We start from the raw sequence: 26,901 nt of genomic DNA, 5'->3' as shown, positions 1-26,901 counted from the left end.
CTTTGCAGGCGTGACTATGACTTATTGTGTGGCAATGCGTTTATCATCAGGGATGATTTTTGTTTCCGACTCTCGCACCAATGCGGGTGTTGACCATATTTCGTCGTTTCGTAAGTTGCATGTGTTCCAGGTGGATGATGAACGCACGCTGGTGCTGCAAAGTGCTGGCAACCTCGCCACCACGCAAAGCGTGATGAGCCTGCTACGACGCGGTTGTGATGATCACGATCAGCCCAATTTGCTGAATGGGAAATCGCTGTATGACATTGCGCTGTTGGTGGGGGAAATGCTGCGCGAAGTGATCAAGCGCGATGGTGAAGAGTTTGGCGGCACGCTGCTGCTTGGTGGCCAGATCCGCGGTGAGGAGCCGCGGTTGTTCCAGATCTATCCGCAGGGCAATTTTATTGAGGCCAGCGTCGATACGCCGTATTTCCAGATTGGTGAAAGCAAATACGGCAAACCGATTATCGACCGTGTGTTGCGCTACGAAACCCCGCTCAACCAGGCGATGCAATGCGCGTTGATTTCGATGGACTCTACGCTGGCGAGTAATATCTCCGTAGGGCTGCCGCTGGATGTGATGATTTATCACAGCGACAGTTTTAGCGATAACGAGCAGTACCATATCACCGACCAGCATCCCTATTTTTCGCAGATCCGTCAGCTGTGGAGCAAAGGGTTGCTGAGTGTCTTCTCGCAATTACCCCCGTTGAAACTGTAACGGCGCAATTTATTGCGCCTATTATTAAAGCATGCCGCCACGGTCATAAATCTGAAAGCAAGCCGTTTTAACTTCTGAGCGATAATCGCTCGTTATAAGAAGGTGAACAATGTTTTCTGTTGATCAGGTTCTCAATACTTACTGGCCAGGACATCAACCAGCAGGCTGGCAAAAAAGCCTGCTGAAATGGGTACTGCGTGAAGGGGAGTTTCAGCAATTCGCAGCACGCTACCGCCACCTGCAAGGGGTGGATATGGTGGAGCAGGTGCTGGAGTATCTTGACGTTCGTTGTGAATTAAGTGAACGCGATCTGGAACAGATCCCAAGCACTGGGCCGGTGGTGATAATGGCCAACCATCCGCTCGGCGCGCTGGATGGTCTCGCCCTGTTGGCGGCGGTCTCACAGGTGCGGCGCGATGTGAAAATCGTTGCCAACCGTATGCTGATGATGCTGGAGCCGCTCAATAGCCTGATGTTGCCAGTGGATAATATGGGCAACCGCACCAACCGTGAACAGCTGACCCAGATGCAACGGCATCTCGATAATCAGGGCGCATTAATTATCTTTCCGGCGGGGGAAGTTTCCCGCCTCACCAGCCGTGGTGTGCGTGATCGCGTCTGGCATCACAGCTTCCTGCGTCTCGCTGCGCGTGCCCGTGCGCCTCTGGTGCCGGTGCATGTGATGGGACGTAATAGCCTCACTTTTTATACCGCCTCTCATCTCTCCCCGGCCCTGGCGTTGCTGATGCTGGTGCGTGAAATGTTTCGCCAGCGCGGCTCGCGTATCAAACTGCATATTGGTGAACAGATCCCCTTTGCCCATTGGCACGATGGCCACACGCCGGGCAGAGAGCTGGCGAAACGGCTATGCAAACATCTGTATCGTGTTGGTCAGGGGCGGCCTGGTCTGTTCCAGACCGAAGCGGCGATTGCGCGTCCGGAAGATCGAGCCGAACTGAAAAAAGCGCTGCTGGAGAGTGAACGGCTGGGTACCCTGCCGGATGGTAAGCAGATCTACCTGTGGCGGCGTAACGGTGCCAGCTGGGTGCCGCTACTGCGTGAGCTGGGGCGTCTGCGTGAGATTGCCTTCCGTGCCGTGGGCGAAGGCAGCGGCAGACGGCGTGATCTGGATAAGTACGATGATGATTATTATCACCTGATTCTGTGGGATGACGCGCAGCTGGAAATTGTGGGCGCGTACCGTTTTATCCCAGGTGCGGAACAGCTGGAGCGACGTGGTCTGGAAGGGATCTACAGCGATAGCCTGTTCCATTATGACGAACGGATGCTGCCGATTATCCGCCAGGGGCTGGAGCTGGGACGTAGTTTTATTCAGCCAGCTTACTGGGGCAAACGCGGGCTGGATTATCTGTGGATGGGCATTGGTGCCTATATCGCCCGTTACCCGGAAACCCGTTATCTGTTTGGCCCGGTGTCGATCTCCGGCGGCATGCCGCTGGCGGCACGCGATCTGCTGGTGGCGTTTTATCGTCTCTATTTCCCCACCGAACTGCCGCTGGCAACCTCACGCCGTCCCTATCCGGCCTCGCTGCCAGAAGTGCTGGCGCAGTTCACCGGCGATAATTATCAGGAAGATTTACGCCGTCTGAAGCACCTGCTCGCCAACCTCGGTACCGCCATCCCAACGTTGTACAAACAATATTCCGAGCTATGCGAACCGGGCGGCGTGCAGTTTATTGATTTTGGTAGCGATCCCGATTTCAACAACTGTATCGATGGGCTGGTGCTGGTGGATCTGACGCGCGTCAAAGCCGCCCGCTATGAGCGTTATATCGCGATGCATCTGGCGGAGGCTGGCACAGAAACGTAAGGCGGGTGTCACGGGCCTGTCATCTGATTGTCGTAGGGTCTACGGCGTATTGTCAGAGAAAGGCCAGAATTGATGGCGGCTATAACCCTTCGCGGGCTGTGCAAATCCTTTGCGGCACAGCCTGTCCTGCAAGATATCTCCCTGCATATTGCGCAGGGAGAATTCATTGCCGTACTTGGCCCCTCCGGCTGCGGCAAAACCACCTTATTACGTTTGCTGGCGGGCTTTGAAACCGCGGATGCAGGTGAGATCCATGTGGGCGATCGCTGCTTTGCGGCACCCGGCCTGCATCTGCCACCCGAGGAGCGCCAGCTGGGCGTAGTATTCCAGAGCTACGCACTATGGCCGCATATGACGGTGGCGGAGAACGTGGCCTACAGTCTGAAAGTCAACGGTGTGGCGCGAACGGAACGCGAACAGCGTACCCGCCAGGCACTGGCGCTGGTTGGCTTGCAACCCTTCGCTGAACGTCGTCCGGCGGATCTCTCCGGTGGTCAGCGGCAGCGCGTGGCGCTGGCGCGCTGTCTGGTGGCGCAGCCCACCCTGGTGCTGCTGGATGAACCGCTCGCCAATCTCGATGTTCATCTGCGCGCCACCATGGAAGAGGAGTTTCGCCGCTTCCATCGTCACAGCCATGCCACCCTGTTGTACATCACCCACGATCAACATGAAGCGATGGCGCTGGCCGATCGCATCGTGGTGATGGATGGCGGCCGGGTGATGCAGTACGCCACCCCGCAAACTCTGTGGCGGGAACCGGCCAATGAGATGGTCGCCACTTTTATCGACGATGGCAAAGTGCTGCCGGTGAGCGATATCGAGCCGCTCGGTGACGGGCGAGCGTTCGCCACGCTGTGCGGTAAGCGGGTGTCGCTGCGCTGTGCACCTCAGCAGCCACCGTGTCCGCAGGGCAAAGCCAGTTTTCATGCTGCGGATTTTCGCCTTGCCCAGCCGGGCGAAGCGCAGTTTGCCGCACGCGTGCAGCGTGTAATTTATCGTGGCGGCCACCATCAGCTCAACCTGATGCCTCTGGCTATGCCCGAGAGCAGCCTGACGCTGATGCTGGCGGATGGCCCTTTACCCGTTGCTGATGCCACGATCGGCGTGGCATTGCGCGACGGCTGGATTCTTCCTTCATAACAACTCATGGAAAAGGCTATGCGCACTTCGTTGAATGTTTTGCTGTTATCCAGTGGATTACTGCTTTCCGCCGTCAGCCATGCCGATGCAACGCCGTCGGGCAAGCTGGTGGTGTATACCTCACAAGCGCCGGAAATCGCGCAACAAACCATTGATGCCTTCAAAGCGGCTTATCCCAACATTGAGGTGGAGTGGACACGTAACGGCACCACGCAACTGATGAATGTGCTGCGCACGGAAATGATGAGCGGCGAGGCGAAGCCGGATGTGCTGCTGATCGCCGATGCCATCAACCTCGGTGCGCTGAAAAAAGAGAACCAGCTTTACAGCTACCAGGATGCGCCGGTCAGCCATATCAATCCATCGTTCTACGACAAAGACAAAACCTTCTTTGGTACCAAAATTATCTCCACGGTGATCGCCTATAACACCCAGCATGCCAAACCGATCGACAGCTGGAATGCGCTGGCGGTGGAAGCCAATAAAGGTCAGATCGCCATGCCCAGCCCGCTTTATTCCGGGGCGGCGCTGTATAAGCTGCATACCGACATCAACACACCCGATATCGGCTGGAACTTCTACAAAAAGCTGGCGGCGATGGGCGTTGCTCCGCAGGGTGGCAATGGTCCGGCACTGAAAGCCGTCGCCAGCGGGCTGGATAAATATGGCGTGATCACCGATGCTGACGTGATCCTGGCGAAGAAAAAAGGATCGCCGGTTGATCTGGTCTATCCGAAAGAGGGCGTTTCTTACGTCACCGAACCCGTAGCGATCATGAAGACGGTGCACAACCTGCCTGCCGCCAAAGCTTTTGTGAACTTTATCCTGTCGGAGCAGGGGCAGAAGTTAGTGGTTGAGCAGGGGAACCGCCCGGTTGACGATCGCGTGTCGGCCCCGGCAGGCTTCACGCCGATCAGCCAGATCAAGCTGCTGACGCCAGACGTGGCGAAAGCCATTAACGAAGATGCTGAGGTGCGCGACCAGTTCACCCAGTTATTCGGCGGCTGATGATGAGCGTGCTGAGCAACGAATGGCACAGCCGTATGCGCAGCGGGCAGCGCTGGCGGCTACGCAGCGAAGGGGTGATTCTGGTACTGATGGTGCTGCTGATTGCATCATTGTCGGTGGCTCCGCTGCTGCGCCTGGTGTGGACCGCCATTGCGCCACAGGGGATGCCGGATGCGGCGCGACTGTGGCGTTTGCTCGCTAGCGAACGCGTATTGATCGCCACAGGCAACACCCTGCTGATTGCCCTCAGCTCAACCGCCATTTCCCTGTTGCTCGGCACCCTTGCCGCCTGGCTGGTGGCACTCACCGATTTGCGGGCGAAAACTGCCTGGGTGTTTGCTTTTATCCTGCCACTGATGATCCCACCGCAGGTCACGGCGCTGGCATGGTTGCAGGCGTTAGCGCCTTCCAGCCCGCTGGCGTTATTGTTTGCCGGGCTGGGGTTGCCGTGGTTTGCACCCGGCGAACAGCCGCTCTATTCCATGACGGGCATTGTGCTGTTGCTGGGTATGCACAATGCGCCGCTGGTGTTTCTTACCGTACGCGCCGGGTTGCGCCGTCTGCCTGCTGATTTGGTCGAAGCGGCACAGGTCAGTGGGGCATCGCGCTGGCGGGTACTGTTCACCATTATTCTGCCGTTAGCGCGCCCGGCGATTTTTGCCGGAGCGGCGCTCACCTTTGTGGCGGCCGCAGGTAACTTCGGTATCCAGGCGATGTTGGGAATTCCGGCTCGTGTGCCCACCCTGATTACCCTGGTATATCAGCAACTGAACGGCATCGGTCCCGCTGCGTTGCCCAATACTGCGGTGTATGCACTGCTGATCGCCATGATCACCCTGGCGGGGATGGGGGCGAGCGCCTGGCTTGGTGGCCGTCATGATGTGCGGGTCAGCGGTGCTCCCCGTCTGTGGCATCAATCTCTGGGGCGTGCACGCGCGTTGGTGGCGGCGCTGGCCTGGCTGTGGATGGTGGTGACGTTGCTGCTTCCGGTCAGTGCGTTGCTGATCACCGCGCTGACCCACGGCTACGGCCAGGCATTGACCTGGCAAACGCTGACGCTGGAAAACTTCCGCGCTGCCTTGTGGGGCTATCCAGCGGTGCGGGATGCGTTTGTGACCAGCCTCGGCCTGACTACGCTGGCCGCCGTCATCCTGACGCTGACTGCGCTGTTTCTGGCTTATTTCCTCAGCTGGCGGCGCACGCGTCTGGTGCGTGGGTTGTGGCTGGCGAGCGAACTCACCTATGCCTTGCCGGGCATTGTCACCGGCGTGGCGGCATTGTTGTTCTTCCTGCGTCCGCTGCCGCTGGTCAATGTGTCACTGTATGGCACGGTGTGGATCATCCTCGCCGCCTATCTGGCGAACTTCCTTGCTCTGGTGCTGCGTCCGACGCTGGCCGGTTTCGCCCAGCTGGAACCGGCGCTGGATGAAGCGGCCCGGTTGTGTGGTGCCGGTTTTCTGCGCCGGATGCGCGACATTTTGTTACCGCTGGCGGCCCCTTCGGCACTGGCGGGAACGGTGCTGGTGTTCCTCACCGCGCTGAATGAAATTCAGGTATCGGTACTGCTGGTCACGTCCCGGACGCAAACCATCGGCCCCACCATCGTCTTTCTTGACGAAGGAGGCTCTGCCTCGCTGGCGGCGGCGGTCGGTTGCCTGATGATTGTGGTGGTTTGCCTGCTGATGGCGCTGGCGACCCGGATGACGCGGCGTCTGCCGCAGGGGGTATTACCGTGGCAAGCGTAACGGCGATTAGCGGCGTGGGCGGCAAGCTGCCTGCGGCGTTCCTGCTGGAGATTGAGGGTTATCGGTTGCTCTGGGATTGTGGTGCGGGTCCGCAACCTGGCGTGCGGCCGGATATCGATGCCATTGGTCAGGTGGATGCCCTGTGTCTGACCCATTCACATATTGATCATGCTGCCTCGCTGGATTGCTGGGCGCGTATCGGTTCACCGCTGGTGTACGCCACCGAACAGACCTGGCTGCAATTGCATGATGCACCGGTCGCGATGCATGCCCGACGTCAGCTGCCGCTGCGTGGGCAGACGGCTCTGGGTCCGTTCAATCTGTTTACCGGTCGCAGCGGGCATTCGCCCGGTTCGGTGTGGTTTCATCTGCCGCTGGCGGGGGGCATTACTTATATGGGCGACTGGAGTCGTGAGTCGCTGTTATTACCGTTTGACTGCCCGCCGGGCGCGAAGCTGCTGATTACCGATGCGTCTTACGGCGATCGGGTACAACGTCTCAGTGAACAGATGGATGCACTGGCGCAGGCCGCTGCTGGCGGGGCGGTAATTGCGGTGCCTGAGCATGGCCGCGGGCCGGAAGTGGCGCTACAACTGGTGGCGCGCGGGTTAACCGTGCAACTCTGCCCTCAGATACGGAGCGAAGTGGCGCAGCTGCTGGCACTGGATAAGTTGCCTGCCAGCGCGTCGCTGGCATTGCTGCGTTTGCTGCAACAACCGCAGCCAGACCAGTGGCTGCCCACAAGCGTGATTGTCGCCGCTGATGCGGTGGCGGATGAGGGGCTGGCGGCAGAGCTGAGCGGGCAGGCGGGCTTTCGTTTTATCTTCAGTAGTCATGTCGCAGCGGGAACGCGTGCCGCGCAGTTATTGGCGCAACGCCAGGCGCGCTGGTTGCCGTGGAATGTGCATCCACCGCTCGATGATCAACTCTGGTTGATTGGCAAAACCGGCGCGCAACGCGTGATTCCGGCCTTTGTGGAACCCTCGCAGTGTGAGCAATTTGCCGGGTTGGCACCTCTCTGCTGGCAGCGACAGATTTCACTGCCATCCCATGCCGATACCCCGCGCTTTCCTGTTGAACATCGTCAACGCAGCATAATTAATTAAGTATCCCACTGAACGTTTTCTCGCCACAGCCGATAACCAAACTACCAACTTGTGCCTGTTAGCTGATAGCGCTTGTCAACGCTGCGTATTTGCTATTAAGTCTGCAGAGCAATTAAGAATTTTCCTGGGATGCCAGGTGACATAAGGCCAGCAATAGGCAAATAACAATGGATAATAATTCTGACAGCATGTATCGGCTGCTAGTGCAGAGCGTGCTCGATTACGCAATTTTTATGCTCAAACCCGACGGTACGGTGGCGAGCTGGAACGCAGGTGCGCAACGCGCCAAAAACTACACCGCTGAAGAAATCATCGGCAAGAATTTCGCGTTATTTTACAGCGAAGATGACCGCAAAAATGGCGCACCGCATCGCGCTTTATCCACCGCCACCGCCACCGGACGTTTTGAGACTGAAGGCTGGCGCTACCGCAAAGACGGCAGCGCTTTCTGGGCCCATGTGATTATTGATGCCATCCGTGATGAATACGGTGAGCTACTCGGTTTTGCCAAAATTACCCGGGATTGCACCCGGCAGCAGACATTACAGCGCAAACAGCGAGAGCAGGAAGAACGCTTCCGCCTGCTGGTGGAGGGCGTCACCGATTACGCCATCTATATGCTGGATCTGGATGGTAACGTCGAAAACTGGAATGCCGGGGCGCAACGTGCCAAGGGCTATGTCGCTGAAGAGATCGTTGGCCAGAATTTTTCCCGTTTCTACAGCGCCCAGGATCGTCTCAATCATATCCCGGAAAAGAACCTCGGTATTGCCTTCAAAACCGGTCGTTTTGAGGATGAAGGTTGGCGTTATCGCAAAGACGGCAGCGCCTTTTGGGCGCACGTCATTATTGATGCGATACGTGATGACGCCGGGAAGCTGATTGGTTACGCCAAAATTACCCGCGACTGTACTGAACAGCAGGTGCTGCTGCGCGCCCAGCGCGAGCAGGAAAAAACCTTCCGTCTGCTGGTGGAAGGGGTGCGGGATTACGCCATTTATATGCTGGATGTGCATGGGATGGTGGTGAACTGGAATATCGGGGCGCAGCGGGCTAAAGGCTATCGCTCGGAAGAGATTGTCGGCCAGCATTTTTCGGTGTTCTACGGCGCTCAGGAGCGCCAGTCGAAAACGCCTGATGCCAATCTGGGCATTGCGCTGAAAACCGGTCGCTTTGAAGACGAAGGCTGGCGCTACCGGAAAGATGGCTCGGCATTTTGGGCGCATGTGATCATCGATGCTATCCACAATGAAGAGGGGCGGTTGATTGGCTTCGCCAAAATTACCCGCGACATTACCGAGCGACGTGAACACGAGCAGCAACTGCTGCGCGCGCGGGATCTGGCAGAAGCGCAAAGCACCAAAGCTTCTGAGATATCAAAATTCCTCGATAACATCATTAGCAATATACCGTCCTGCGTGATTGTCGAAGATGCCATCAGTCGCGAGATCCTGATGGTGAATGATAAAGCCGAGCAGCTTTTTGGCATCAATAAGATGCTGATCATGCATAAGCGCCCACATGAATGTATGTCGGCGGAACTGAGTGATTACTTCAATAGCCTGGCGGATATTGCGTTACGCAGCGAAGGCATGCATACCCGTGAACAGCTGCTGCTGACGGCAAGCGGAGAGCGTATTCTGCATACCCGCGCCGCTACCATTGCCGGCAAAGATTTACGCCAGAATTTTGTCATGCTGATTGTGGAGGACGTGACCGATCAGCGTGAAGCCGATGCCCGTATTCACCATATGGCGCATCACGATAACCTGACCAGCCTGCCAAACCGTATTTTGTTCCGCCAGAAGCTCAGCGAGGCATTACGCGCCGATCACCAAAGTGGTCATGCCATCGCCACCCTGTGTCTCGATCTGGATAACTTCAAAAACGTGAATGATGCGCTGGGACACCAGATTGGTGACGATCTGCTGCGAACGGTGGCGAAACGTCTGCGCAATGTGCTGCGTGACCACGACACGCTGGCACGAATCGGTGGTGATGAATTTGCCATCGTGCTGCCCAGCGTGCGTAACGCTGATGAAGCGGCGGTGGTGGCACAGCGATTGATTGAAGCCATCCGTCCCCCGGTGAATCTGGAAGGACATAATCTGTCGGTGGGCCTGAGCGTGGGTATCGCGCTGAGTTCACAGGCCATCAATACGCCGGAACAGATGCTGCGCTGTGCTGATATGGCGCTGTATGAAGCCAAGCGCAATGGCCGCAATCGCTGCGAACACTTCACGCTGGAGATGGACGATTTGGCGCGCAGCCGTCGGGTGATCGAAAACGATCTGCGTGATGCGATCAGCGGTCGTCAACTGAGGTTGTACTATCAACCGATCACTGATGGTGATGAGAAAGGGATCATTGGCTATGAAGCGCTGATGCGCTGGCATCACCCGATCAAAGGGTTGATCATGCCGAATGATTTTATTCCGATCGCCGAAGAGACCGGATTGATTCATCTGCTGGGAGCCTATGCGCTGTATGAAGCCTGTCGCGAAGCGGCAAGCTGGGAAGGTGAGCAGTCGGTGTCGGTTAACCTGTCGCCGTTGCAGTTTAAGAACAGCTCGCTGGTGTCGGTGGTAGAGGGGGCGTTACGAGAGTCAGGACTGGCACCGCATCGTCTTGAAGTCGAGATTACCGAATCGGTATTGCTGGATGACACGCTCGGCAATATCCGCACCCTGCAAAACCTGAAAGCGCTGGGTGTGCAGATTGCGCTGGATGACTTCGGCACCGGTTATTCGTCGCTCAGCTATTTGCGATCCTTCCCGTTCGATAAGATCAAAATCGACAAGTCGTTTATTAACGATATGGGGGACAGCCGTGAAGCGCTGGCGATTATCCGCGCCATCACTGGGATGAGCCGTAGTCTGGATATTCAGATCACCGCCGAAGGGGTGGAGAGCAGTGAGCAGTTCGCCAAATTGCGTGAAGAAGGTTGTACCTTGTTCCAGGGGTATCTGTTCGGTCGCCCGCAACCTTCGGAGCTACGTTTGAAGACGCTGGAATAATGGCATAAACCGTAGCGGCGTGATTTATCACGCAATTGCGCCAGTGCGGGTAAAACCCGCGCGATAAATCGCGCCGCGACAACTAAATGATCTTACGCGATGGGTTGAGCAAGGTCGTCTCCCCACCTTTTCAGAAAATTTGATAGTTGCTTAACACTTTGATTCAGGAATATTAGACATAAGTATAGTTGACGTGTTAGTTAAACAGCAGGAAAGAAACACGTCAGGATCTTCACTGAAAAGTGAGCGTGTTTTTATTTAAGGATGTTTTAATAAAGGGATATTTAAAATGGATAAAACAGGTATTTCAATTGGTCTGCTAACTTATATGTCTGAAGGAAATGATAACCCAGACTCAATGTTTTTTAGTAGAAAAATACATCATCCCAGTACTGCCTCGGGCGTGAAAAGCGGTAGGGGGGCTGAAAACGCAAAAGTATATGAAATAACAAAGTTTTTAGTTGTTCTGTCACTCACTTTCTTCAGTGGCTCTACTATAGCTTCGTCCATAAATGATTACAATTCCCTTGATAAACTAAAAAAATTGGATGCTGTTTCATGTCAAGGGGTTAAAGAGTCGGATGGATATTCCGGTCTGGCCTGGTGCATTGATCGTGTCTATGTTGAATCAAACGAAAAAATTAAAAAAAGAGTGGAGGAATATAAAACGATATTGAAAAGGGCTGACGATAAAAAGTATCTATTAGCATTTGAGTCGGCGCAAAAGGCATGGGCGGAATATAAGGTAAAACAATGCTCATGGGAAACAATATCGACGGTTAAAAATAGCGATGCATACAATTATCTTAATTCTCTGTGTGGATTAACAGAGAATTATAACAGGCTATCATCGCTTAAGGTTGACCCTGCTATACCATAATGATTGGGGTTGGTGTGGCGGCTGGACAGTTGATAAAAAAACGGCCCGCTGATGCGGGCCGCTGCAAACTTATGCACCGTGGCTTTCGGTGTTCATCCGTCCCAGATCTTTGTCGATCAGGAACAGGCCTTCGCCTTTGTTGCCTACCAGCGCCAGTTTATCCAGCACGGTTTTGAACAGTTTCTCTTCTTCATGCTGCTCGGCCACGTACCACTGCAGGAAGTTAAAAGTGGAGTAATCCTGGGTGGTCATGGCGGCGTGTGCCAGCTCATTAATTTTGCTGGTGATCAGTTTTTCATGATTCAGGGTTTCTTCGAACAGTTCAGCCAGTGAGTTCCAGCTGATCGGTGGTGCTGCAATGCTGCCCAGAACCGGCAGTGCACCGGTGTCGCTCAGGTAATCGAACAGGCGCTGCATATGTTCCATCTCTTCGCGTGAATGCATTTTCAGGAAGGACGCTGCACCTTCGTAGCCTTTGTCGCTGCACCAGGCGCTCATTTGCAGATACAGGTTGGCAGAGAAGAATTCCAGATTCAGTTGGTCGTTCAGACGTGCGGTCATTTCAGCGGTTAACATGGCTGATTCCTTTTTAAATTTTTCAGGTGAGTGCGGTGAATTATGCATCAATGTTCACTTTTTTGTGAAGTGATTTTGACAAAAAAAGTGAATTTATCTTATTGATTATAAATGGAATTATTCAGGTTTTTGAATGCGACCGATTATCATTTTTGTCTCCCTTCCAGCAGGATGGTTTGCACTGAATTGGTGCAATAGCCTTGCCTTATGGTTGTGCAGTCGCGTGGTGATTGATTTAATTCTCAGCAATCTGCTTTCCAGCAGAAAATATTAATTGGCATAAATACAGAACATGGCGATTATTTTATGACTGCGGAAGGATTGATATTTCGCCATTTTCATTGTTACTGAACATAATTGACGCTTTCGCAATTAAAGAAAATGCCAGCTGGCATAAATCCTGCTTAGAACTCAGTTCCATATATTGCAACTTGCCTGGTTGAAAATAACGCCAGCAGGAGGGTTTTATGTCAGAAGAAAAAATCATCGCCGCCCCTGACCGCGTGACGGCAGGTATCGGCAGTTATATTGCGCTGGTGCTGGCCATTCTGTTTTTCTCCGGCCTGTTTTATAAGGTGGACGGTTTCAGCTGGCTGGGTGCGTTTGATTTCACCACGCTCGGTGGCAGCTTCGGCACCATGAAGGAGTCCGGCAATACCTTTCTCGGTTCGGGTGGCCTGAGCGCTAAAGCGGGCTTCCTGTTCGCGCTGTCGCTGGCTCCAACGGTGATGCTGGCGTTAGGTGTGCTGGAAATCTTCACCCATTACGGCGCGATTCGCGCGGCGCACAAGCTGCTGACGCCGCTGCTCAAACCGTTGATGGGGCTGCCGGGGCGTTGTGGTCTGGCGTTAATTACCGATCTGCAAAGTACCGATGCTGGCGCGGCGTTAACGAAAGAAATGTATGACCAGCAACAGGTCAGCAAAAAAGATGTGGTGGTGATGAGCGCCTGGCAATATTCCGGTGCCGGTTTGATCAATAACTATTTTGCTATCGGCTCTGCCTTGTTTGCTTCCATGACGGTGCCGATCATTATTCCGCTGGTATTAATGTTTGTTCTCAAATTCGTCGGTGCGGCCTTTGTCCGTTTCATGTTAAATAGTATTTACAAAAAGGATTTTGCTGATGTCAAATAACGTGCAGGCGAAGGTCAATAATAATCCGTTCGATGTTTTTATTGTCGGCGCACGCAAAGGTTTTCATATTGCCATTCACAACCTGATGCCCAACGTGGTGATGGCCTATGTGCTGGCGGAAGTGCTGAATCTGCTCGGCATCATGCAATTTCTCGGACATGTTTTCGCGCCGGTGATGGGGCTATTTGGCCTGCCGGGTGAAGCGATTACCGTGTTGCTGACCGCCTGGCTGTCCTCCTCGGCGGGAGTGGGGGTGGCAGTGAGCCTGCTGACCAAAGGCCTGTTAAGCGGCACTGATATTTCTATCCTCGCCCCGGCCATCTTCCTGATGGGGGCGCAGTTGCAGTACATGGGGCGTCTGCTGGGTGTGGCCGACGTACCGAAAAAATACTGGCCGCTGCTGATGCTGACCAGCATTATCAATGCAGTGATCGCCATGATTGTAATGCGTTTTTTTGTTTAGGAGCTAACAAGTGTCCAGGGTCTTAGAGCATTACCATTTTCTGCATGAAATCCCGGAACTGGGTTTTCAGGAATTCAAAACCTCGGCCTACATTGCTGATCAGCTGGAACAGGCCGGTATCAAGGTCACGCGGGGCATCAACAATACCACCGGTATCGTGGCGGAAATCGATAGCGGTGTTCCGGGACCGGTGCTGGCATTGCGTGCCGATATGGATGCGCTAGGACATGTGATCGATGGCGTGGCTTGTGCGCGTCATACCTGCGGCCACGACGGTCACTCCTCAGTGATGCTGACGGCGGTGCAGGAGCTGTTGCAGGAAGGGACGATTAAAAAAGGGCGTCTGAAGATCCTGTTCCAGCCCGCCGAAGAGCTGGGGGCGGGCGCGCTGTCGATGATTGAAGGCGGAGCGATGGATGATGTGGAGATGATCCTCGGCTTCCACGTCCGTCCGCTAGAGGAGTGCCAGGTCGGCCAGGCGACGCCTGCGGTGATCTATTCCGCCTGTAGCACGCTGGAAGCGACCATCAAAGGTGTGCCCGCTCACGCGGCGCGTCCGCATCTCGGTGTGAACGCACTGGATGCCGCGGTACAGGCTGTGCAGGCTGTGAACAGCATCCACCTGTCACCGGGATTGAACTGGAGCGTGAAAGCGACCCGTTTCCTGTGTGATGCCGGTGTCACCAACTCGGTGCCGGATGAAGCGCGCGTCGTCTGGGATCTGCGTTCGCAGGAGAACGCGCCGATGGATATTCTGAAAGAAAAGGTCACGCAGGCAGTCATCAACAGCGTGGCGGCACTGGGCGCGACGGCAAGCGTCGTGGTGTTGAAAGAGATGCCCGCAGCGGAGATTCACGAGGAAGCGACCGACATCATCCGCGCGGCGATTGTCGATGTGCTGGGCGAGGAAGGGCTGCTGGGCGCGAAAACCACGCCGGGTAGCGAAGATTTCTTCTATTACCCGGTGAAATGCCCGACGGTGAAAGCCGGTTTCTGGGGGCTGGGCACCAACCTGGTTCCAGGTTTGCATCATCCGGAGATGCGGTTTGAACTGAGCTCGCTGGAAATCGGCGTGAAGATTTTCAAAGCAGCGGTCACCCGCGTACTGGGCTAACCAGGACGTACCCGCCTCTTTTAAGGAGAGGCGGGACGTTGCTCCTCCATATCCAGCACCATCTCAACGATCCTGTTGTCATCATCGGGTATGTCAGCCCTGGGTTGTTGCCTGACGATACGCAGGGCGGTGAGGATGGTGCCGACAGAAACATCCCTGCCGACAGTCCACAACAGACGCAGCAGTTTTGAGGCGGTTATCGGCTTCGGACATCCTTCATGGCGCAGCAGGGCGATGATTTTATTGCGCTCTGTCTCTTGCTCGGGAATCCGGTGATGGACAGCCCTGATCCATGCCAGCTCATCCGCTTTGATCTGCGTTCTGAAGGCTGCCAGCGCGTGATCCATGGTCGCATCACTGACCTCTTCACCCGCCTCTTTTAACGCCAGATGAATTTGTGTCCAGGTGATGTCGCTATTTTCCAACTGACACAGCAGTATCCACAGACGTTTCACCAGCGTTATCCGATCCCTGCCCCCAATCTGGCGCCAGAGTTGTTCCACCTGTTGCTGGTGTACCGTTGGCTTGACTATCGACAGCGTCAGGGCTTTGCGCACCAGTGAAATACCGACATTGATATGTACACCATGCAACAGCCGCCACAACTCGGGTGTCGTCATTACAGGGCGCCCAGGCCGGTTCAGCAGCATCTCCAGCCACTGGCCTCTGGTGTTCATCAGCCTGCAGACCTCAGGCCAGTTGGCGGCAAACCAATCCTTTTGCCTCTGCGAAGGCTGCGTATTGAACAAGGCCCTTGCCTGACGCACCGTCTGGATACTGGCAGGAATGCCAGCATTCTTCAGGGCATTACGCAGAATGATAGGGGTTTTGTGCTGATAGTCGGGGAGTTCCTGAAGCCTGACCAGCATGGCCATCACGCTGTCATAATCGCTGATGTGATGCAGATTCGCGGCAATCCACGCCGTTTCCTGCGCCATGGCCTGATCTTTTACAGCGCTCCGGGCCTGGTTGATCAGCGCAATATCGACATCTTCGCCGATGTTCCACAGACCGCGTCGCAGCTGCGATGGCGACAATTCCAGCGACAGCAGGCGTTGCACCCGTTCACAAGCATCAGACTGTAAGGGAGGCTGTTCCCACAGCGTTTTGATCAACGCCTGTTTGGTGGCTGGCACCGGTGTTCTGGCGGTGGTTAAGGCATTCTCCACTGTGGACATGCCGATATTCACCTGGTTGCTGCGCAGGATGGTATGTAGCTGTTTGATGGTGAAGCCTTCAATGTCGGGTGGGGGGAACAGCAATAGCAACATCTCCACCCGGGCAACCATGCTGCCAGTCTTCGGTACCTTGTCCCACCAGACGGAAAACTCCGTCTGCAATGCGGCTATACAGCAATTTGCGAGCTTTGGCGGCTTTCTCTTGCTGCCTCGAGGCAAAGCGGGGCGTTGATGGCTTTGTTTTACCGTGGCTATCTTTGCGGCCAGGGATTTTTGCGGGTCAGCCTCGAAGGGCACCCTCGGATGGCCCCCGGCGATGGAAACCCGATTCGGAGCGAGGGGCATCAGCGTCCCTCCTGCTGACGTTCAGAATCGGGGGGATAGTCCTGGGCCATATCCAGCGCCATCTCAAGTACCGCTTCTAACTGCGTATCCTTTCCCTGATCAAGGGATGCTGGCAGTGTCGCGCCGGGGTGCCTGCCTGCGGCGCGCAGGATATGACTCAGGGTAGAAATACAGACGTCAACGTCCACTTCCCACAGTAAACGTTGCAGCTTTGATTGTGTGAGATCGGGCGGGCATTCCGGCTGGCTCAGCAGCATGATCAGCCGTCCCTGAATGCTAACCTGAGGGGGACGGGAAAGCGTTGCCCAGCTGGTTTTAAACCAGGTAACTTCAGCGTGAGTTAAGGTCGTATTGACTGCCGCCATTGCCAGCCCCATCGCTACATGGCTTGCCGATATCCCTGCACTGCGCAGAGCCAGTTTTAGTTCCCCCGGAGTAATGCCTTCAAGTAATAGCGTTCCCAGCCTTCTGACCTGGGTGATGCTCCCTGTGGCCGCAAGCGCCTGCCAGCGGTTAAGGATCGACTGTATCTGTTCCCGGTTGAGTGTCGCATTGTGGACCGTCCGGTCAGCTGACATGGCATGGCGCACTGCCGAAAAACTCACTTTTACGTTGGCATTCACTAGCAGTAGCCACAGTTGCGGCGGCGTTATCAGCGGACGTCCTTGTTTATGCAGCAGATTTTCCAGAATATCCCCCCAGGTATCGCCAAATGTTGTTGACCAGTGGGCATCAAACCATGCCTGTTGTTGTGGCGTAACCTGCGTCCTGGCGATGGCCTGAGCGTTTCGAATCATATCGTCACTGATGGCAATCTCTGCTTCTGCCAGCGCCATCTTCAGTTCGACCGTTGTCATCGGCCTGCGCTGATAATCGAGCAGCAGGATCAGCGTGATCAACTGGTCCATTTTGTGACTATTACCGTCAGCGACCTGTTGCCAGAGCGTTTTTATCCTCTCCACCTGTTCTTTCGTCACGGAGGTATGCAAAAGCGCCAGGGCATGGCACAGCGTGGCAATGCAAATGTCCTCACCGATATTCAGTAAGGCACGCCGCATTTCTGATGGTGTCATCTCTGGGCAGCCTTCCTTGCGCAATGCCTCCACCAACTGCGCCAGCGCCAGTTTAGTCTTACCGATTTTATGCGAGACCTTTTGCCAGTGATCATTGAACCATTGCTGGTTTTGCGGTGAAACCTCTGCCCTGAGAGTGGAAAGGGCGGTGATAACGGTAGTGATTTTTATATTTATTTTGCAGTCATGCAGCACGGACAGCAGTTGTTTGGCCGTGATGCTTTTAATGTCCAGTACCTGTAGATCAACCAGCCGGAACAGCAATTTCTCCATCTGACTCACCTTACTGCCTTTGCGCGGGAGCGAAGGCCAGTGAGCCAGCATCTCTGCCTGGAGCGCTTTCAGGTCAGTATTACCGCTATGCTGATAGTGTTTTCTCACCCGTGAGAGTGAAGGCCGCAGGACGCTTTGTTGTACCTGGGCGGTTTTTGCCGTCAGCTGGCTCGGTCTGCTTGTGACGGTGTGTGCTGCTGATACGTTCGCGGTGGTCGTTGATGTGATGTGCATAGGCGCTCCGCTGCAGGGGATAAGGGTAAGCGAATTATAGAACTCCGGTCCGGCGGCTATCATCGGCAGCGATAGGGGGGGGCCCGGCCAGAGCGTCGTTCATTGCTAACGCCATATTGAGGATGTCGTCTAACTCCTGATCTTTATCTGTGCGCGGGGCCTCACGTGGTGGGAATGCAGGGCGGCTAAAGCCAAAGCCATTGAGGGCGTTGATGCAGGTTTTGATGCAGATATCTTCGCCAGCTTCCCACATGATGCGTTGGAGTTTTGCCGGGGTTATCGTTTGCCACATGCTGCTTTGGGCCAGCAAATCACGGATGCGAAATTCCATCATTTTTTCACGGCTGATATTGGCCCAGGCTGGCCCGATCCCGCTAAGTTCCTCCGCTGTGGGGGCGGCTTTGACGGCGGCTTGTGCCAGTCCCAGCGCCACATTGCTGACGGAGATATCGGCTCGGTTCAGCGCCTGTTTCAGATGCACCGGGGTGATCCCGAGATGCCCATGCTGAATGAGGATCGTTCCCAGCAGTTTCACCAGGCTGATATTGCTTTGGCACAGCCTGTTCCAGGTGGCAATAATCACCTGTTCCTGATCCGCGGTCACAATCACATTGGCAGCGGCTTTGGCCCCCCTCATCGCCTGGCGCACCATAGCAAAACTGACCTGTTCACCGGCATTACGCAGCATGTTCCATAGCTGTGCTGGCATCATTGGAGGATACGGGTTGTGGCGCAGTAGATTTTCTATCTTGTCCCCCAGGGTGTATCCGGTGAACATCGCACGGTTGGCATCAAACCACGCCTGCTGTTGTACGGTGATTTTGCTTCTGAATGTGGCTCTGGCGCTGATCATCATTTCACGGCTGACTTTTACCCCAGCTTTGCCCAGTGCGGTTTGCAGTTGCCTGACGGTGATTGCCAGCTGCTGGTATTCGGGCAAGCGCAGCAGCATGACCAGTTTGCTCATCAGGCACTCTTCAGTAGCGAAACCGTCCCACAGGGCCTTAATCCGCGTCTCGTACCGGCTGGAGACATTCACTTTGGCTGCCGCCGCAATGTCACTCAACATGCTGGTAGAGATATTGATGCCAACGTTCAGCAGGGCGCGTCGCATCACCGAAGGCTTCAGGTCCGGGCACCCTTCCAGGCACAGCAGGCTTTTAAGCCAGGCCTGGGTGCCGGGTTTGTGGCTGGCGTTGTCCCAGTGAGTGTCAATCCACTGCTGTTCCTGCACCGGAACCGCCACTCTTGCCGTAGCGAGTGCGCTGCTGGCAGTGGTGGTGTTCACCTTGATATTATTTTCCTGCAACACTTCCCGCAGCTCGCGCGCGGTGATCCCCATCAGATCCTGCAGTTCAAACTGAAACAACAAGGTCTCCACCCGGCTGACGATGCTGCCCTGTGCCGGTACTTTGTCCCAGTAGAGCGCAAACCGGGTTTTTAACGCCTCCAGGCAGGCGTTGCCGTGAATCTTTGCCCGTGTTCGCAACTGAGACATAAACAGACGCTGGTGGCTCTGCTTCACCCCGGAGAGGGTGGTGGTCAGCGCTGTTTGATCAGATGATCCGGCAATTCCGGTACTGAATGGCGATGTGGTGGCGGTGATAAACATGGCGATTCCGTCGCAGGGGATAAAGGATAATTATAGAACCCCGCTTCGTTTCGCTGCGGATAGCGCTCAGTTTCCCCACTACGCTGAAATATTGTATGCTATGCCGCCTTAATGCTGACGGGATAACCGGAACTGCCGCCAATGTAAAACGTGCCTGGTCTGCCGCGATGAGATGCCCTTGCGTCACCGCGGGTTCCGTTTATCCGCCGGAGTTGCTACCGGCCACCCTGATTTATTCGCAGCGCGTGATGAGCGCGTTGCCCTTTGAGAAGATTTCATTCATGTCTAATGCTCCCTTTTTACAAGAGGTGGCGCGCCGCCGTACCTTCGCGATCATTTCGCACCCGGACGCCGGTAAAACCACTATCACCGAAAAAGTTCTGTTGTTCGGACAGGCGATCCAAACCGCAGGTACGGTAAAAGGCCGTGGCTCCAATCAGCACGCTAAATCCGACTGGATGGAGATGGAAAAACAACGTGGTATCTCCATCACCACCTCGGTGATGCAGTTTCCTTATCGCGACAGCCTGGTCAACCTGCTGGATACCCCGGGGCACGAAGACTTCTCGGAAGATACCTACCGTACCCTGACGGCGGTGGACTGCTGTCTGATGGTGATCGATGCCGCCAAAGGTGTTGAAGATCGTACCCGTAAGCTGATGGAAGTGACCCGTCTGCGTGATACGCCGATCATCACCTTTATGAACAAACTTGACCGTGATATCCGCGATCCGATGGAGCTGCTGGATGAAGTCGAGAACGAGCTGAAGATCGCCTGTGCGCCGATTACCTGGCCTATCGGCTGCGGTAAGCTGTTTAAAGGCGTTTATCATCTCTACAACGATGAAACCTACCTGTATCAGACCGGTCAGGGGCATACCATTCAGGAAGTGCGCATCGTTAAAGGGCTGAGCAACCCGGATCTCGACAAAGCAGTGGGTGAAGACCTGGCGCAACAGCTGCGTGATGAGCTGGAGCTGGTGCAGGGCGCGTCTAACGAATTTGACGAAGAGTTGTTCCTGGCTGGCGAAATCACCCCGGTGTTTTTCGGCACCGCGCTGGGCAACTTTGGCGTTGACCATATGCTTGATGGGTTGGTTTCCTGGGCGCCGGCACCGATGCCTCGTCAGACCGATACCCGTACGGTCGAAGCCAAAGAAGAGAAATTCAGCGGCTTTGTATTTAAAATTCAGGCCAATATGGACCCGAAACACCGCGACCGCGTGGCCTTTATGCGTGTGGTGTCCGGCAAGTATGAAAAGGGCATGAAGCTGCGTCAGGTACGTATCGGTAAAGATGTGGTGATCTCCGACGCGCTGACCTTTATGGCAGGTGACCGTTCGCACGTGGAAGAAGCCTACCCTGGCGATATCATCGGTCTGCATAACCACGGCACCATTCAGATTGGCGACACCTTCACCCAGGGCGAGAACATGAAGTTCACCGGTATTCCGAACTTCGCTCCGGAACTGTTCCGTCGTATTCGTCTGCGCGATCCGCTGAAGCAGAAACAGTTGCTGAAGGGGCTGGTGCAGCTGTCAGAAGAAGGTGCGGTGCAGGTATTCCGACCGGTTCATAACAACGATCTGATCGTTGGTGCGGTGGGTGTGCTGCAGTTTGACGTGGTGGTGGCGCGCCTGAAAAGCGAATACAACGTTGAAGCGATTTATGAATCGGTCAACGTGTCTACCGCGCGTTGGGTTGAGTGCAACGATGTGAAGAAATTCGATGAATTTCAACGCAAAAATGAAATCAACCTCGCGCTGGATGGCGGTGACAACCTCACCTATATCGCCCCGACCATGGTTAACCTCAATATCACTCAGGAACGCTATCCTGATGTGACCTTCCGTAAAACGCGCGAGCATTAATCGTCGTTTTTTATCAGGGCCTGTGGTTTTCACTGGCCCTGTTTTTCCCTTCCAGACTCCTCTTAAAAACGCTGCTTTTCTCGCTTTTTGGCGAGATATCAACCACAAAAACCGGCAAACCCCCCAATCCCGTCTATGATTATCCTGTCGGACGAGAAAAGAGACCGCCAGGTTTCATTACGTCCATCAACGCAGCAACGCCGTTTGTTGCTGGCGCATTCGCGGTTGCGGATGGGTTAACTGATAGAAGGATGATATCGATGATTAAGACTAAGATTGCCAAAACCCTGATTGCTGCACTGGCGGGTTCCGCCCTGATGAGTGGCGCAGCGTTGGCTGATGAATCCCTGTCGCAGAAAGCGCAGGCAACGGCCGACAGCACAGGTGCGAAAATCGATAGTTCTATGAAAAAAGTCGGTGGGTTTATGGATGACAGCGGCATCACCGCCAAAGCGAAAGCGGCACTGGTGGATGATGAAGCAATAAAAAGCACGGATATCTCAGTGAATACGCATCAGGGCGTGGTGACGCTCAGCGGTTTTGTCAGTTCGCAGGACCAGGCGGAAAAAGCCGTCGCCGTGGTGCAGAAAGTTGAAGGGGTTAAATCCGTCAGTGACAAGCTGCACGTTAAAGACAGCAAAACCGCTTCGCTGAAAGGTTATGCCGGTGATGCGGCAACCACCAGTGAAATCAAAGCTAAACTTTTAGCGGACGACATCGTGCCATCGCGTGACGTGAAAGTGGAAACCACCGATGGGGTGGTGCAGTTGTCCGGTACTGTCGCGAATCAGGCACAGTCAGATCGTGCAGAGAAAATCGCGAAAGCCATTGAAGGCGTGAAAAGTGTGAAGAATGACCTGACAGTCAAATCTTAACGCGCCTGCAGCGGGAAGTATGGAAGGTATAAGCAGTTCGATTTTCACTATGGTAAGGAGAGGCTTATGTTTCGTTGGGGTATTATCTTTTTGGTGATCGCTCTGATCGCTGCGGCGTTAGGATTCGGCGGTCTGGCGGGTACGGCAGCATGGGCAGCTAAAATTGTCTTTATTGTCGGTATTATTCTGTTCCTCATCAGCCTGTTTACCGGGCGTAAACGACCCTGACACTTCGTGTCAACTTTCGCTCTCCCGGCAATAGTCTGAAGCGGAGGCCAGTCAGGGCATAATAATGACTGGTTCTCCGGGTTGCTGGCGGTGGCGATTCTGCGCTTAAGCACCCCTCAGAGAAAGAACCGCTGAGGGACACATCTTGGGTATACGCATCCCGGTCACGTTGGGAACCATCGAGCCATTGGCGCTCACGCCTTTCAAAGCGAACAAAATTGCGCTGGTCTGCGAAGGCGGCGGGCAACGCGGTATCTTTACCGCCGGCGTGCTGGATGAGTTTCAGCGCGCGAACTTCAATCCTTTTCATCTGATGCTGGGCACCTCGGCCGGTGCGCAAAATCTTTCGGCGTTTGTCTGCGCACAACCGGGCTATGCGCGGCGGGTGATCACCCGTTACACCACCAGCAAACTGTTCTTCGACCCGGTGCGTTTTGTGCGCGGCGGACATTTGATTGATCTCGACTGGCTGGTGGATATCACCTGTCAGGAACTACCGCTGGCGATGAATACCGCTGAGGGATTGTTTGCCAAAGGCAGCGAATTTTATATGTGTGCCTGTCGCAGCGACGATTACAGTGCGCACTATTTTAATCCCACCCGTTCCACCTGGCTCGATATCATCAAAGCCTCCAGCGCCATTCCGGGTTTTTATCGCAGCGGGGTGGAAATGGACGGGATCAGCTATCTCGATGGCGGGATCAGCGATGCGATCCCGGTGCGTGAAGCGGCCAGACGCGGGGCTGATACCGTGGTGGTGATCCGCACCGTGCCGTCACAGATGTCATATACGCCAAAGTGGATCAAGCGTATGGAGCGCTGGCTCAGTGACAGCGCCTTGCAGCCGATGATCAATATCCTGCATCAGCATGAAGAGAGTTATCACGACATCCAGCAGTTTATTGAGCAGCCACCGGGCGATTTGCGCATCATTGAAATCTTTCCTCCGAAACCGCTGGCAAGTAACGCGCTGGGGAGCCGGATTGCATCGCTGAATCAGGATTATCATCTGGGACGGCGCTGTGGCCGTTATTTCCTCGCCACACTCGGCCAGTGGCTGAGTGATGCCGAGCCGTTTGTGCGGCATACTACGGTGACGCCCCCTGCTGCGGTGGCGAATGCGCCGGATAACCGCGAGGTCAGCACGCCTCCGTTGGCCGGTAATGATGCGGATTATGATGCAGGTTCTCTGGCATGAGATTTATCGATACCCACTGTCATTTCGACTTCCCACCGTTCGTGGATGATGTGCAGGCGAGCATCCAGCGCGCTGCACAGGCAGGGGTAGAACGGATCATTGTGCCGAGCGTCGATGCCAGCCGGTTTGCCCTCGTCAGCCAGCTGGCGCAGCAGCATCCGGCGCTGTATGCCGCGCTGGGGCTGCATCCGATCCAGATAGCCGTGCACCAGGATGCACATGTTGATCAACTGGCTGAGCATCTGCGCCAGCCGGATACAAAACGCGTGGCGCTGGGAGAGATCGGTCTCGATCTTTATATGGACGATCCGCAGTTCGACAAACAAACCCGATTGCTGGATGGGCAACTGAAGCTGGCAAAACAGTATGATCTGCCGGTGATCCTGCATTCGCGTCGCACCCACGATCAGCTGGCGCTACATCTGCGTCGCCACGATCTGCCACGGCGTGGCGTGGTGCACGGTTTTGCCGGTAGCCTGCAACAGGCACAGCGTTTTATTCAGCTGGGTTACGCTATCGGCGTGGGTGGCACCATTACCTATGAACGCGCCAGCAAAACCCGTAATACCATCGCCGAACTGCCGCTGGATGCCCTGCTGCTGGAAACCGATGCGCCCGATATGCCGCTCAATGGTTATCAGGGAGAACCCAATCGCCCCGAACGTGCGCGCCTGGTATTTGATGTGCTGTGCCAGCTGCGTCCTGAACCTGCCGATGTCATTGCCAGCGCGCTGTGGCAAAACAGCCTGCGCGTCTTTAACCTTCCTGCCTGAGCCTGCGTGGCTTGTCTGAATTGACTACATTAATAGAGCGACACTGACACATTTCGCTGGATAAATGTGATAATAGTCACAACGCCATCTCTGCGCAGTTTTGGGTTGAGTACCGGTTATTTTGTGATTTTTGTCACTAAATAAATGTATTATCTTCACAGTTTTCTTTTTTCATGTGACGCATGATCGAATTCGCTATCACATGAGTTGTTAGAATTATCACATTCTCTGGCGGGGGTAATCCGTCAGGCTGATCACTGGAGAGTACCATGACTGATATCACCGCTGCGGCGCAGCGCGCGCTGCAACTGATGGATTTAACCACGCTGAATGATGACGACACCGACGAAAAAGTAATTGCCCTGTGTCATCAGGCGAAATCGCCAGCCGGTAACACCGCCGCGATCTGTATCTATCCCCGTTTTATCCCGGTGGCGCGCAAAGCGCTGCGTGAGCAGGGCACGCCGGAGATCCGTATCGCCACGGTGACCAACTTCCCGCATGGCAACGACGACCTGGCAATTGCCCTGGCGGAAACCCGTGCAGCGATCGCTTACGGGGCGGATGAGGTGGACGTGGTGTTCCCCTATCGCGCGCTGATGGCGGGTAATCGTCAGATCGGTTTCGATCTGGTGAAGGCGTGTAAAGACGCCTGCGACGAAGCGGGCGTGTTGCTGAAAGTGATCATCGAAAGTGGTGAACTGAAGGATCCCGCGTTGATCCGTGCGGCCTCCGAGATTGCTATCGATGCCGGAGCCGACTTTATCAAAACGTCCACCGGTAAGGTGCCTGTCAACGCCACGCCAGAAACAGCAGCGATCATGCTGAGCGTGATCCGCGATAAAGGCGTGCAGCAGCAGGTCGGCTTCAAACCGGCGGGTGGGGTGCGTAGCGCTGAAGACGCTGCACATTATCTGCAACTGGCCGACGATATTCTTGGCGCAGGTTGGGCAGATGCGCGTCATTTCCGCTTTGGTGCGTCCAGCCTGCTGGCGAGCCTGCTCAACACCCTGGGCCATACCACCACGGCGGGTAAAGCCGGGTACTGATTATTCATTTCTGCGATTCGTAGCGGCGCGATTTATCGCGCGCTTTTCTGCCGGGGAGGCAACCTTGTTCCTGCCACAAGAAATTATTCGCAAAAAACGCGATGGCCATGAGCTGAGTGAGGCGGAAATCCGCTTCTTTATCAACGGGGTGCGAGATAACAGCGTTTCAGAAGGGCAAATCGCCGCGCTGGCGATGACCATCTGGTTCCACGACATGACGCTGGCCGAACGTGTCGCCCTGACCATGGCGATGCGCGATTCCGGGACAGTGCTGAACTGGCAGGCGCTCAACCTGAACGGGCCGATTGTTGATAAGCACTCTACCGGTGGCGTGGGCGATGTTACCTCGCTGATGCTTGGCCCGATGATCGCCGCCTGTGGCGGTTACGTGCCGATGATCTCCGGCCGTGGCCTTGGCCATACCGGCGGTACGCTGGATAAACTGGAAGCGATCCCTGGTTTTGACATCTTCCCGAGCGACGATCGTTTTCGCGAGATTATCAAACAAAACGGTGTAGCGATCATCGGCCAGACCAACTCGCTCGCACCGGCGGATAAGCGTTTTTACGCCACGCGCGATATCACCGCGACTGTCGATTCGATCCCGCTGATCACCGCCTCGATCCTGGCGAAAAAGCTGGCGGAAGGGCTGGATGCGCTGGTAATGGACGTTAAAGTCGGCAGCGGGGCCTTTATGCCAACCTTCGAAGCCTCAGAAAAACTGGCGCAGGCGATTGTCGGCGTCGCCAATGGTGCGGGCTGCAAAACCACCGCGTTGCTGACTGACATGAATCAGGTACTGGCGTCCACTGCCGGTAATGCGCTGGAAGTGCGCGAGGCGGTGCAATTCCTCACCGGTGAAGCGCGTAATCCACGTCTGCTGGAAGTGACTCTGGCGTTATGTAGCGACATGTTGATTTCCGGTGGGCTGGCGGCTAACGAGGCTGAAGCCCGGCAACAGCTGCTGCGGGTACTGGATAACGGCCAGGCGGCAGAGGTCTTTGGTCGCATGGTGGCGGCACAGAAAGGCCCGACCGATTTTATCGCCCGCATGGATCACTATCTGCCTGCGGCGATGCTGAGCAAAGCGGTGTATGCCGATCGTCCGGGAATTGTCAGCGCGATGGACACCCGCGCTCTCGGTATGGCGGTGGTGGCGCTTGGCGGCGGTCGTCAGCGCGCCAGCGACAGCATTGATTACAGCGTCGGCCTGAGCGAGATGGTCACCCTCGGTACCCGTGTGGATGCACAGCGCCCGCTGGCAGTGATCCATGCCGCCTCAGAAGCGCAGTGGCAGCAGGCGGCACAGGCAGTGCAGGCAGCCATCACCCTGAGCGATACCGCTCCGCCGCAGACACCGGTGGTGTATCGCCGCATTAGCGAATAGTTGCGCCCGGTGCGTGCCAGGCAATAGCCGTTCGGGTATACTGATCTGATCGCTTTTTTTTGACTTGT

At 55.3% G+C, this 26,901-nt stretch carries 22 protein-coding genes; 18 read left to right on the top strand and 4 right to left on the bottom strand.

Translation table 11 applies throughout. From position 1 onward, the window contains the following. Positions 1–16: 16 nt before the first annotated feature. The 8 genes from AC6I8X_RS16940 to AC6I8X_RS16905 all read left to right on the top strand — a co-directional run bounded on the left by AC6I8X_RS16940 (position 17) and on the right by AC6I8X_RS16905 (position 11,448). Positions 17–721 carry a proteasome-type protease gene (locus tag AC6I8X_RS16940; RefSeq protein ID WP_084876816.1) on the top strand — a complete coding sequence of 235 codons (705 nt, stop codon included), beginning with the start codon at positions 17–19 and terminating at the stop codon, positions 719–721. Between the two features lie 109 nt (positions 722–830). Then, positions 831–2,552, top strand: a complete 1,722-nt coding sequence (gene olsF / locus AC6I8X_RS16935) for a bifunctional ornithine lipid synthase OlsF (RefSeq protein WP_497840162.1) — start codon at positions 831–833, stop codon at positions 2,550–2,552. 72 nt (positions 2,553–2,624) lie between these two features. After that, positions 2,625–3,692 (top strand): ABC transporter ATP-binding protein, encoded by a 1,068-nt coding sequence (locus tag AC6I8X_RS16930; protein WP_497840161.1) that lies wholly within the window; start codon positions 2,625–2,627, stop codon positions 3,690–3,692. A 6-nt stretch (positions 3,693–3,698) separates the two neighbouring features. Continuing rightward, the gene (locus AC6I8X_RS16925) at positions 3,699–4,700 is read left to right on the top strand and encodes an ABC transporter substrate-binding protein (protein ID WP_299459607.1); all 1,002 of its coding nucleotides are present in this window, start codon (positions 3,699–3,701) and stop codon (positions 4,698–4,700) included. 2 nt (positions 4,701–4,702) lie between these two features. Beyond that, a complete protein-coding gene (locus AC6I8X_RS16920) occupies positions 4,703–6,445 on the top strand; it encodes an ABC transporter permease (RefSeq protein WP_497841050.1) in 1,743 nt (580 codons plus the stop codon). Then, on the top strand, positions 6,433–7,551 hold the full coding sequence (locus tag AC6I8X_RS16915; RefSeq protein ID WP_497840160.1) for an MBL fold metallo-hydrolase: 1,119 nt from the start codon (positions 6,433–6,435) through the stop codon (positions 7,549–7,551). Before AC6I8X_RS16920 ends, AC6I8X_RS16915 begins: the two co-directional genes overlap by 13 nt. Positions 7,552–7,718: 167 nt before the next feature. Beyond that, positions 7,719–10,568, top strand: coding sequence for an EAL domain-containing protein (locus AC6I8X_RS16910; protein WP_313683119.1), 2,850 nt, complete (start codon positions 7,719–7,721; stop codon positions 10,566–10,568). A gap of 289 nt (positions 10,569–10,857) precedes the next feature. Then, positions 10,858–11,448 carry a DUF8812 domain-containing protein gene (locus AC6I8X_RS16905; protein WP_497840159.1) on the top strand — a complete coding sequence of 197 codons (591 nt, stop codon included), beginning with the start codon at positions 10,858–10,860 and terminating at the stop codon, positions 11,446–11,448. 69 nt (positions 11,449–11,517) lie between these two features. Here AC6I8X_RS16905 and ftnA read toward each other — a convergent pair whose 3' ends face one another. Beyond that, positions 11,518–12,024, bottom strand: coding sequence for a non-heme ferritin (gene ftnA, locus AC6I8X_RS16900; protein ID WP_299459617.1), 507 nt, complete (start codon positions 12,022–12,024; stop codon positions 11,518–11,520). A 467-nt stretch (positions 12,025–12,491) separates the two neighbouring features. On the opposite strand from ftnA, the gene AC6I8X_RS16895 reads away from it, so the two are divergent. From AC6I8X_RS16895 to AC6I8X_RS16885, 3 genes are read left to right on the top strand one after another with little or no spacing between them, the layout of a single operon-like run. Beyond that, entirely contained in the window at positions 12,492–13,160 is a 669-nt protein-coding gene (locus AC6I8X_RS16895; protein ID WP_299459618.1) for a nucleoside recognition domain-containing protein, read from the top strand. After that, on the top strand, positions 13,150–13,623 hold the full coding sequence (locus AC6I8X_RS16890) for a YjiG family protein (RefSeq protein WP_084876806.1): 474 nt from the start codon (positions 13,150–13,152) through the stop codon (positions 13,621–13,623). The genes AC6I8X_RS16895 and AC6I8X_RS16890 overlap by 11 nt, the downstream gene beginning before the upstream one ends. 10 nt (positions 13,624–13,633) lie before the next feature. Next, positions 13,634–14,737, top strand: coding sequence for a M20 peptidase aminoacylase family protein (locus tag AC6I8X_RS16885; protein WP_497840158.1), 1,104 nt, complete (start codon positions 13,634–13,636; stop codon positions 14,735–14,737). Positions 14,738–14,757: 20 nt separating this feature from the next. On the opposite strand, the gene AC6I8X_RS16880 is transcribed toward AC6I8X_RS16885, so the two are convergent. The 3 genes from AC6I8X_RS16880 to AC6I8X_RS16870 are packed head-to-tail and all read right to left on the bottom strand — an operon-like array spanning position 14,758 to position 19,452. Then, positions 14,758–16,260 (bottom strand): hypothetical protein, encoded by a 1,503-nt coding sequence (locus AC6I8X_RS16880; RefSeq protein ID WP_497840157.1) that lies wholly within the window; start codon positions 16,258–16,260, stop codon positions 14,758–14,760. Further along, positions 16,260–17,840, bottom strand: coding sequence for a hypothetical protein (locus tag AC6I8X_RS16875; protein ID WP_497840156.1), 1,581 nt, complete (start codon positions 17,838–17,840; stop codon positions 16,260–16,262). Before AC6I8X_RS16875 ends, AC6I8X_RS16880 begins: the two co-directional genes overlap by 1 nt. Before the next feature lie 34 nt (positions 17,841–17,874). Beyond that, entirely contained in the window at positions 17,875–19,452 is a 1,578-nt protein-coding gene (locus tag AC6I8X_RS16870) for a hypothetical protein (protein WP_497840155.1), read from the bottom strand. Between the two features lie 281 nt (positions 19,453–19,733). Here AC6I8X_RS16870 and prfC point away from each other — a divergent pair, with 281 nt between their 5' ends. From prfC to deoA, 7 genes are all read left to right on the top strand, one after another. Beyond that, positions 19,734–21,323 (top strand): peptide chain release factor 3, encoded by a 1,590-nt coding sequence (gene prfC, locus AC6I8X_RS16865; RefSeq protein ID WP_313683125.1) that lies wholly within the window; start codon positions 19,734–19,736, stop codon positions 21,321–21,323. A 260-nt stretch (positions 21,324–21,583) separates the two neighbouring features. After that, positions 21,584–22,198 (top strand): molecular chaperone OsmY, encoded by a 615-nt coding sequence (gene osmY / locus AC6I8X_RS16860; RefSeq protein ID WP_313683126.1) that lies wholly within the window; start codon positions 21,584–21,586, stop codon positions 22,196–22,198. 66 nt (positions 22,199–22,264) lie between these two features. Continuing rightward, positions 22,265–22,426, top strand: a complete 162-nt coding sequence (locus tag AC6I8X_RS16855) for a DUF1328 domain-containing protein (RefSeq protein WP_013510475.1) — start codon at positions 22,265–22,267, stop codon at positions 22,424–22,426. Between the two features lie 145 nt (positions 22,427–22,571). Then, positions 22,572–23,624, top strand: coding sequence for a patatin-like phospholipase family protein (locus tag AC6I8X_RS16850; protein ID WP_299459649.1), 1,053 nt, complete (start codon positions 22,572–22,574; stop codon positions 23,622–23,624). Then, entirely contained in the window at positions 23,621–24,397 is a 777-nt protein-coding gene (locus AC6I8X_RS16845; protein WP_313688540.1) for a TatD family hydrolase, read from the top strand. Before AC6I8X_RS16850 ends, AC6I8X_RS16845 begins: the two co-directional genes overlap by 4 nt. Positions 24,398–24,666: 269 nt before the next feature. Continuing rightward, entirely contained in the window at positions 24,667–25,446 is a 780-nt protein-coding gene (gene deoC / locus AC6I8X_RS16840) for a deoxyribose-phosphate aldolase (protein WP_313688538.1), read from the top strand. Positions 25,447–25,510: 64 nt separating this feature from the next. Further along, complete coding sequence (gene deoA, locus AC6I8X_RS16835; protein WP_313688536.1) at positions 25,511–26,833, top strand: thymidine phosphorylase; 1,323 nt, start codon at positions 25,511–25,513, stop codon at positions 26,831–26,833. Positions 26,834–26,901: the final 68 nt, after the last annotated feature.

It is taken from the genome of Pantoea sp. X-Soil-TKNS-1280 (genome assembly GCF_059730475.1).
Note: the sequence above shows the minus strand (reverse complement) of the source record. Positions and strands in the feature narration are given on the sequence as shown.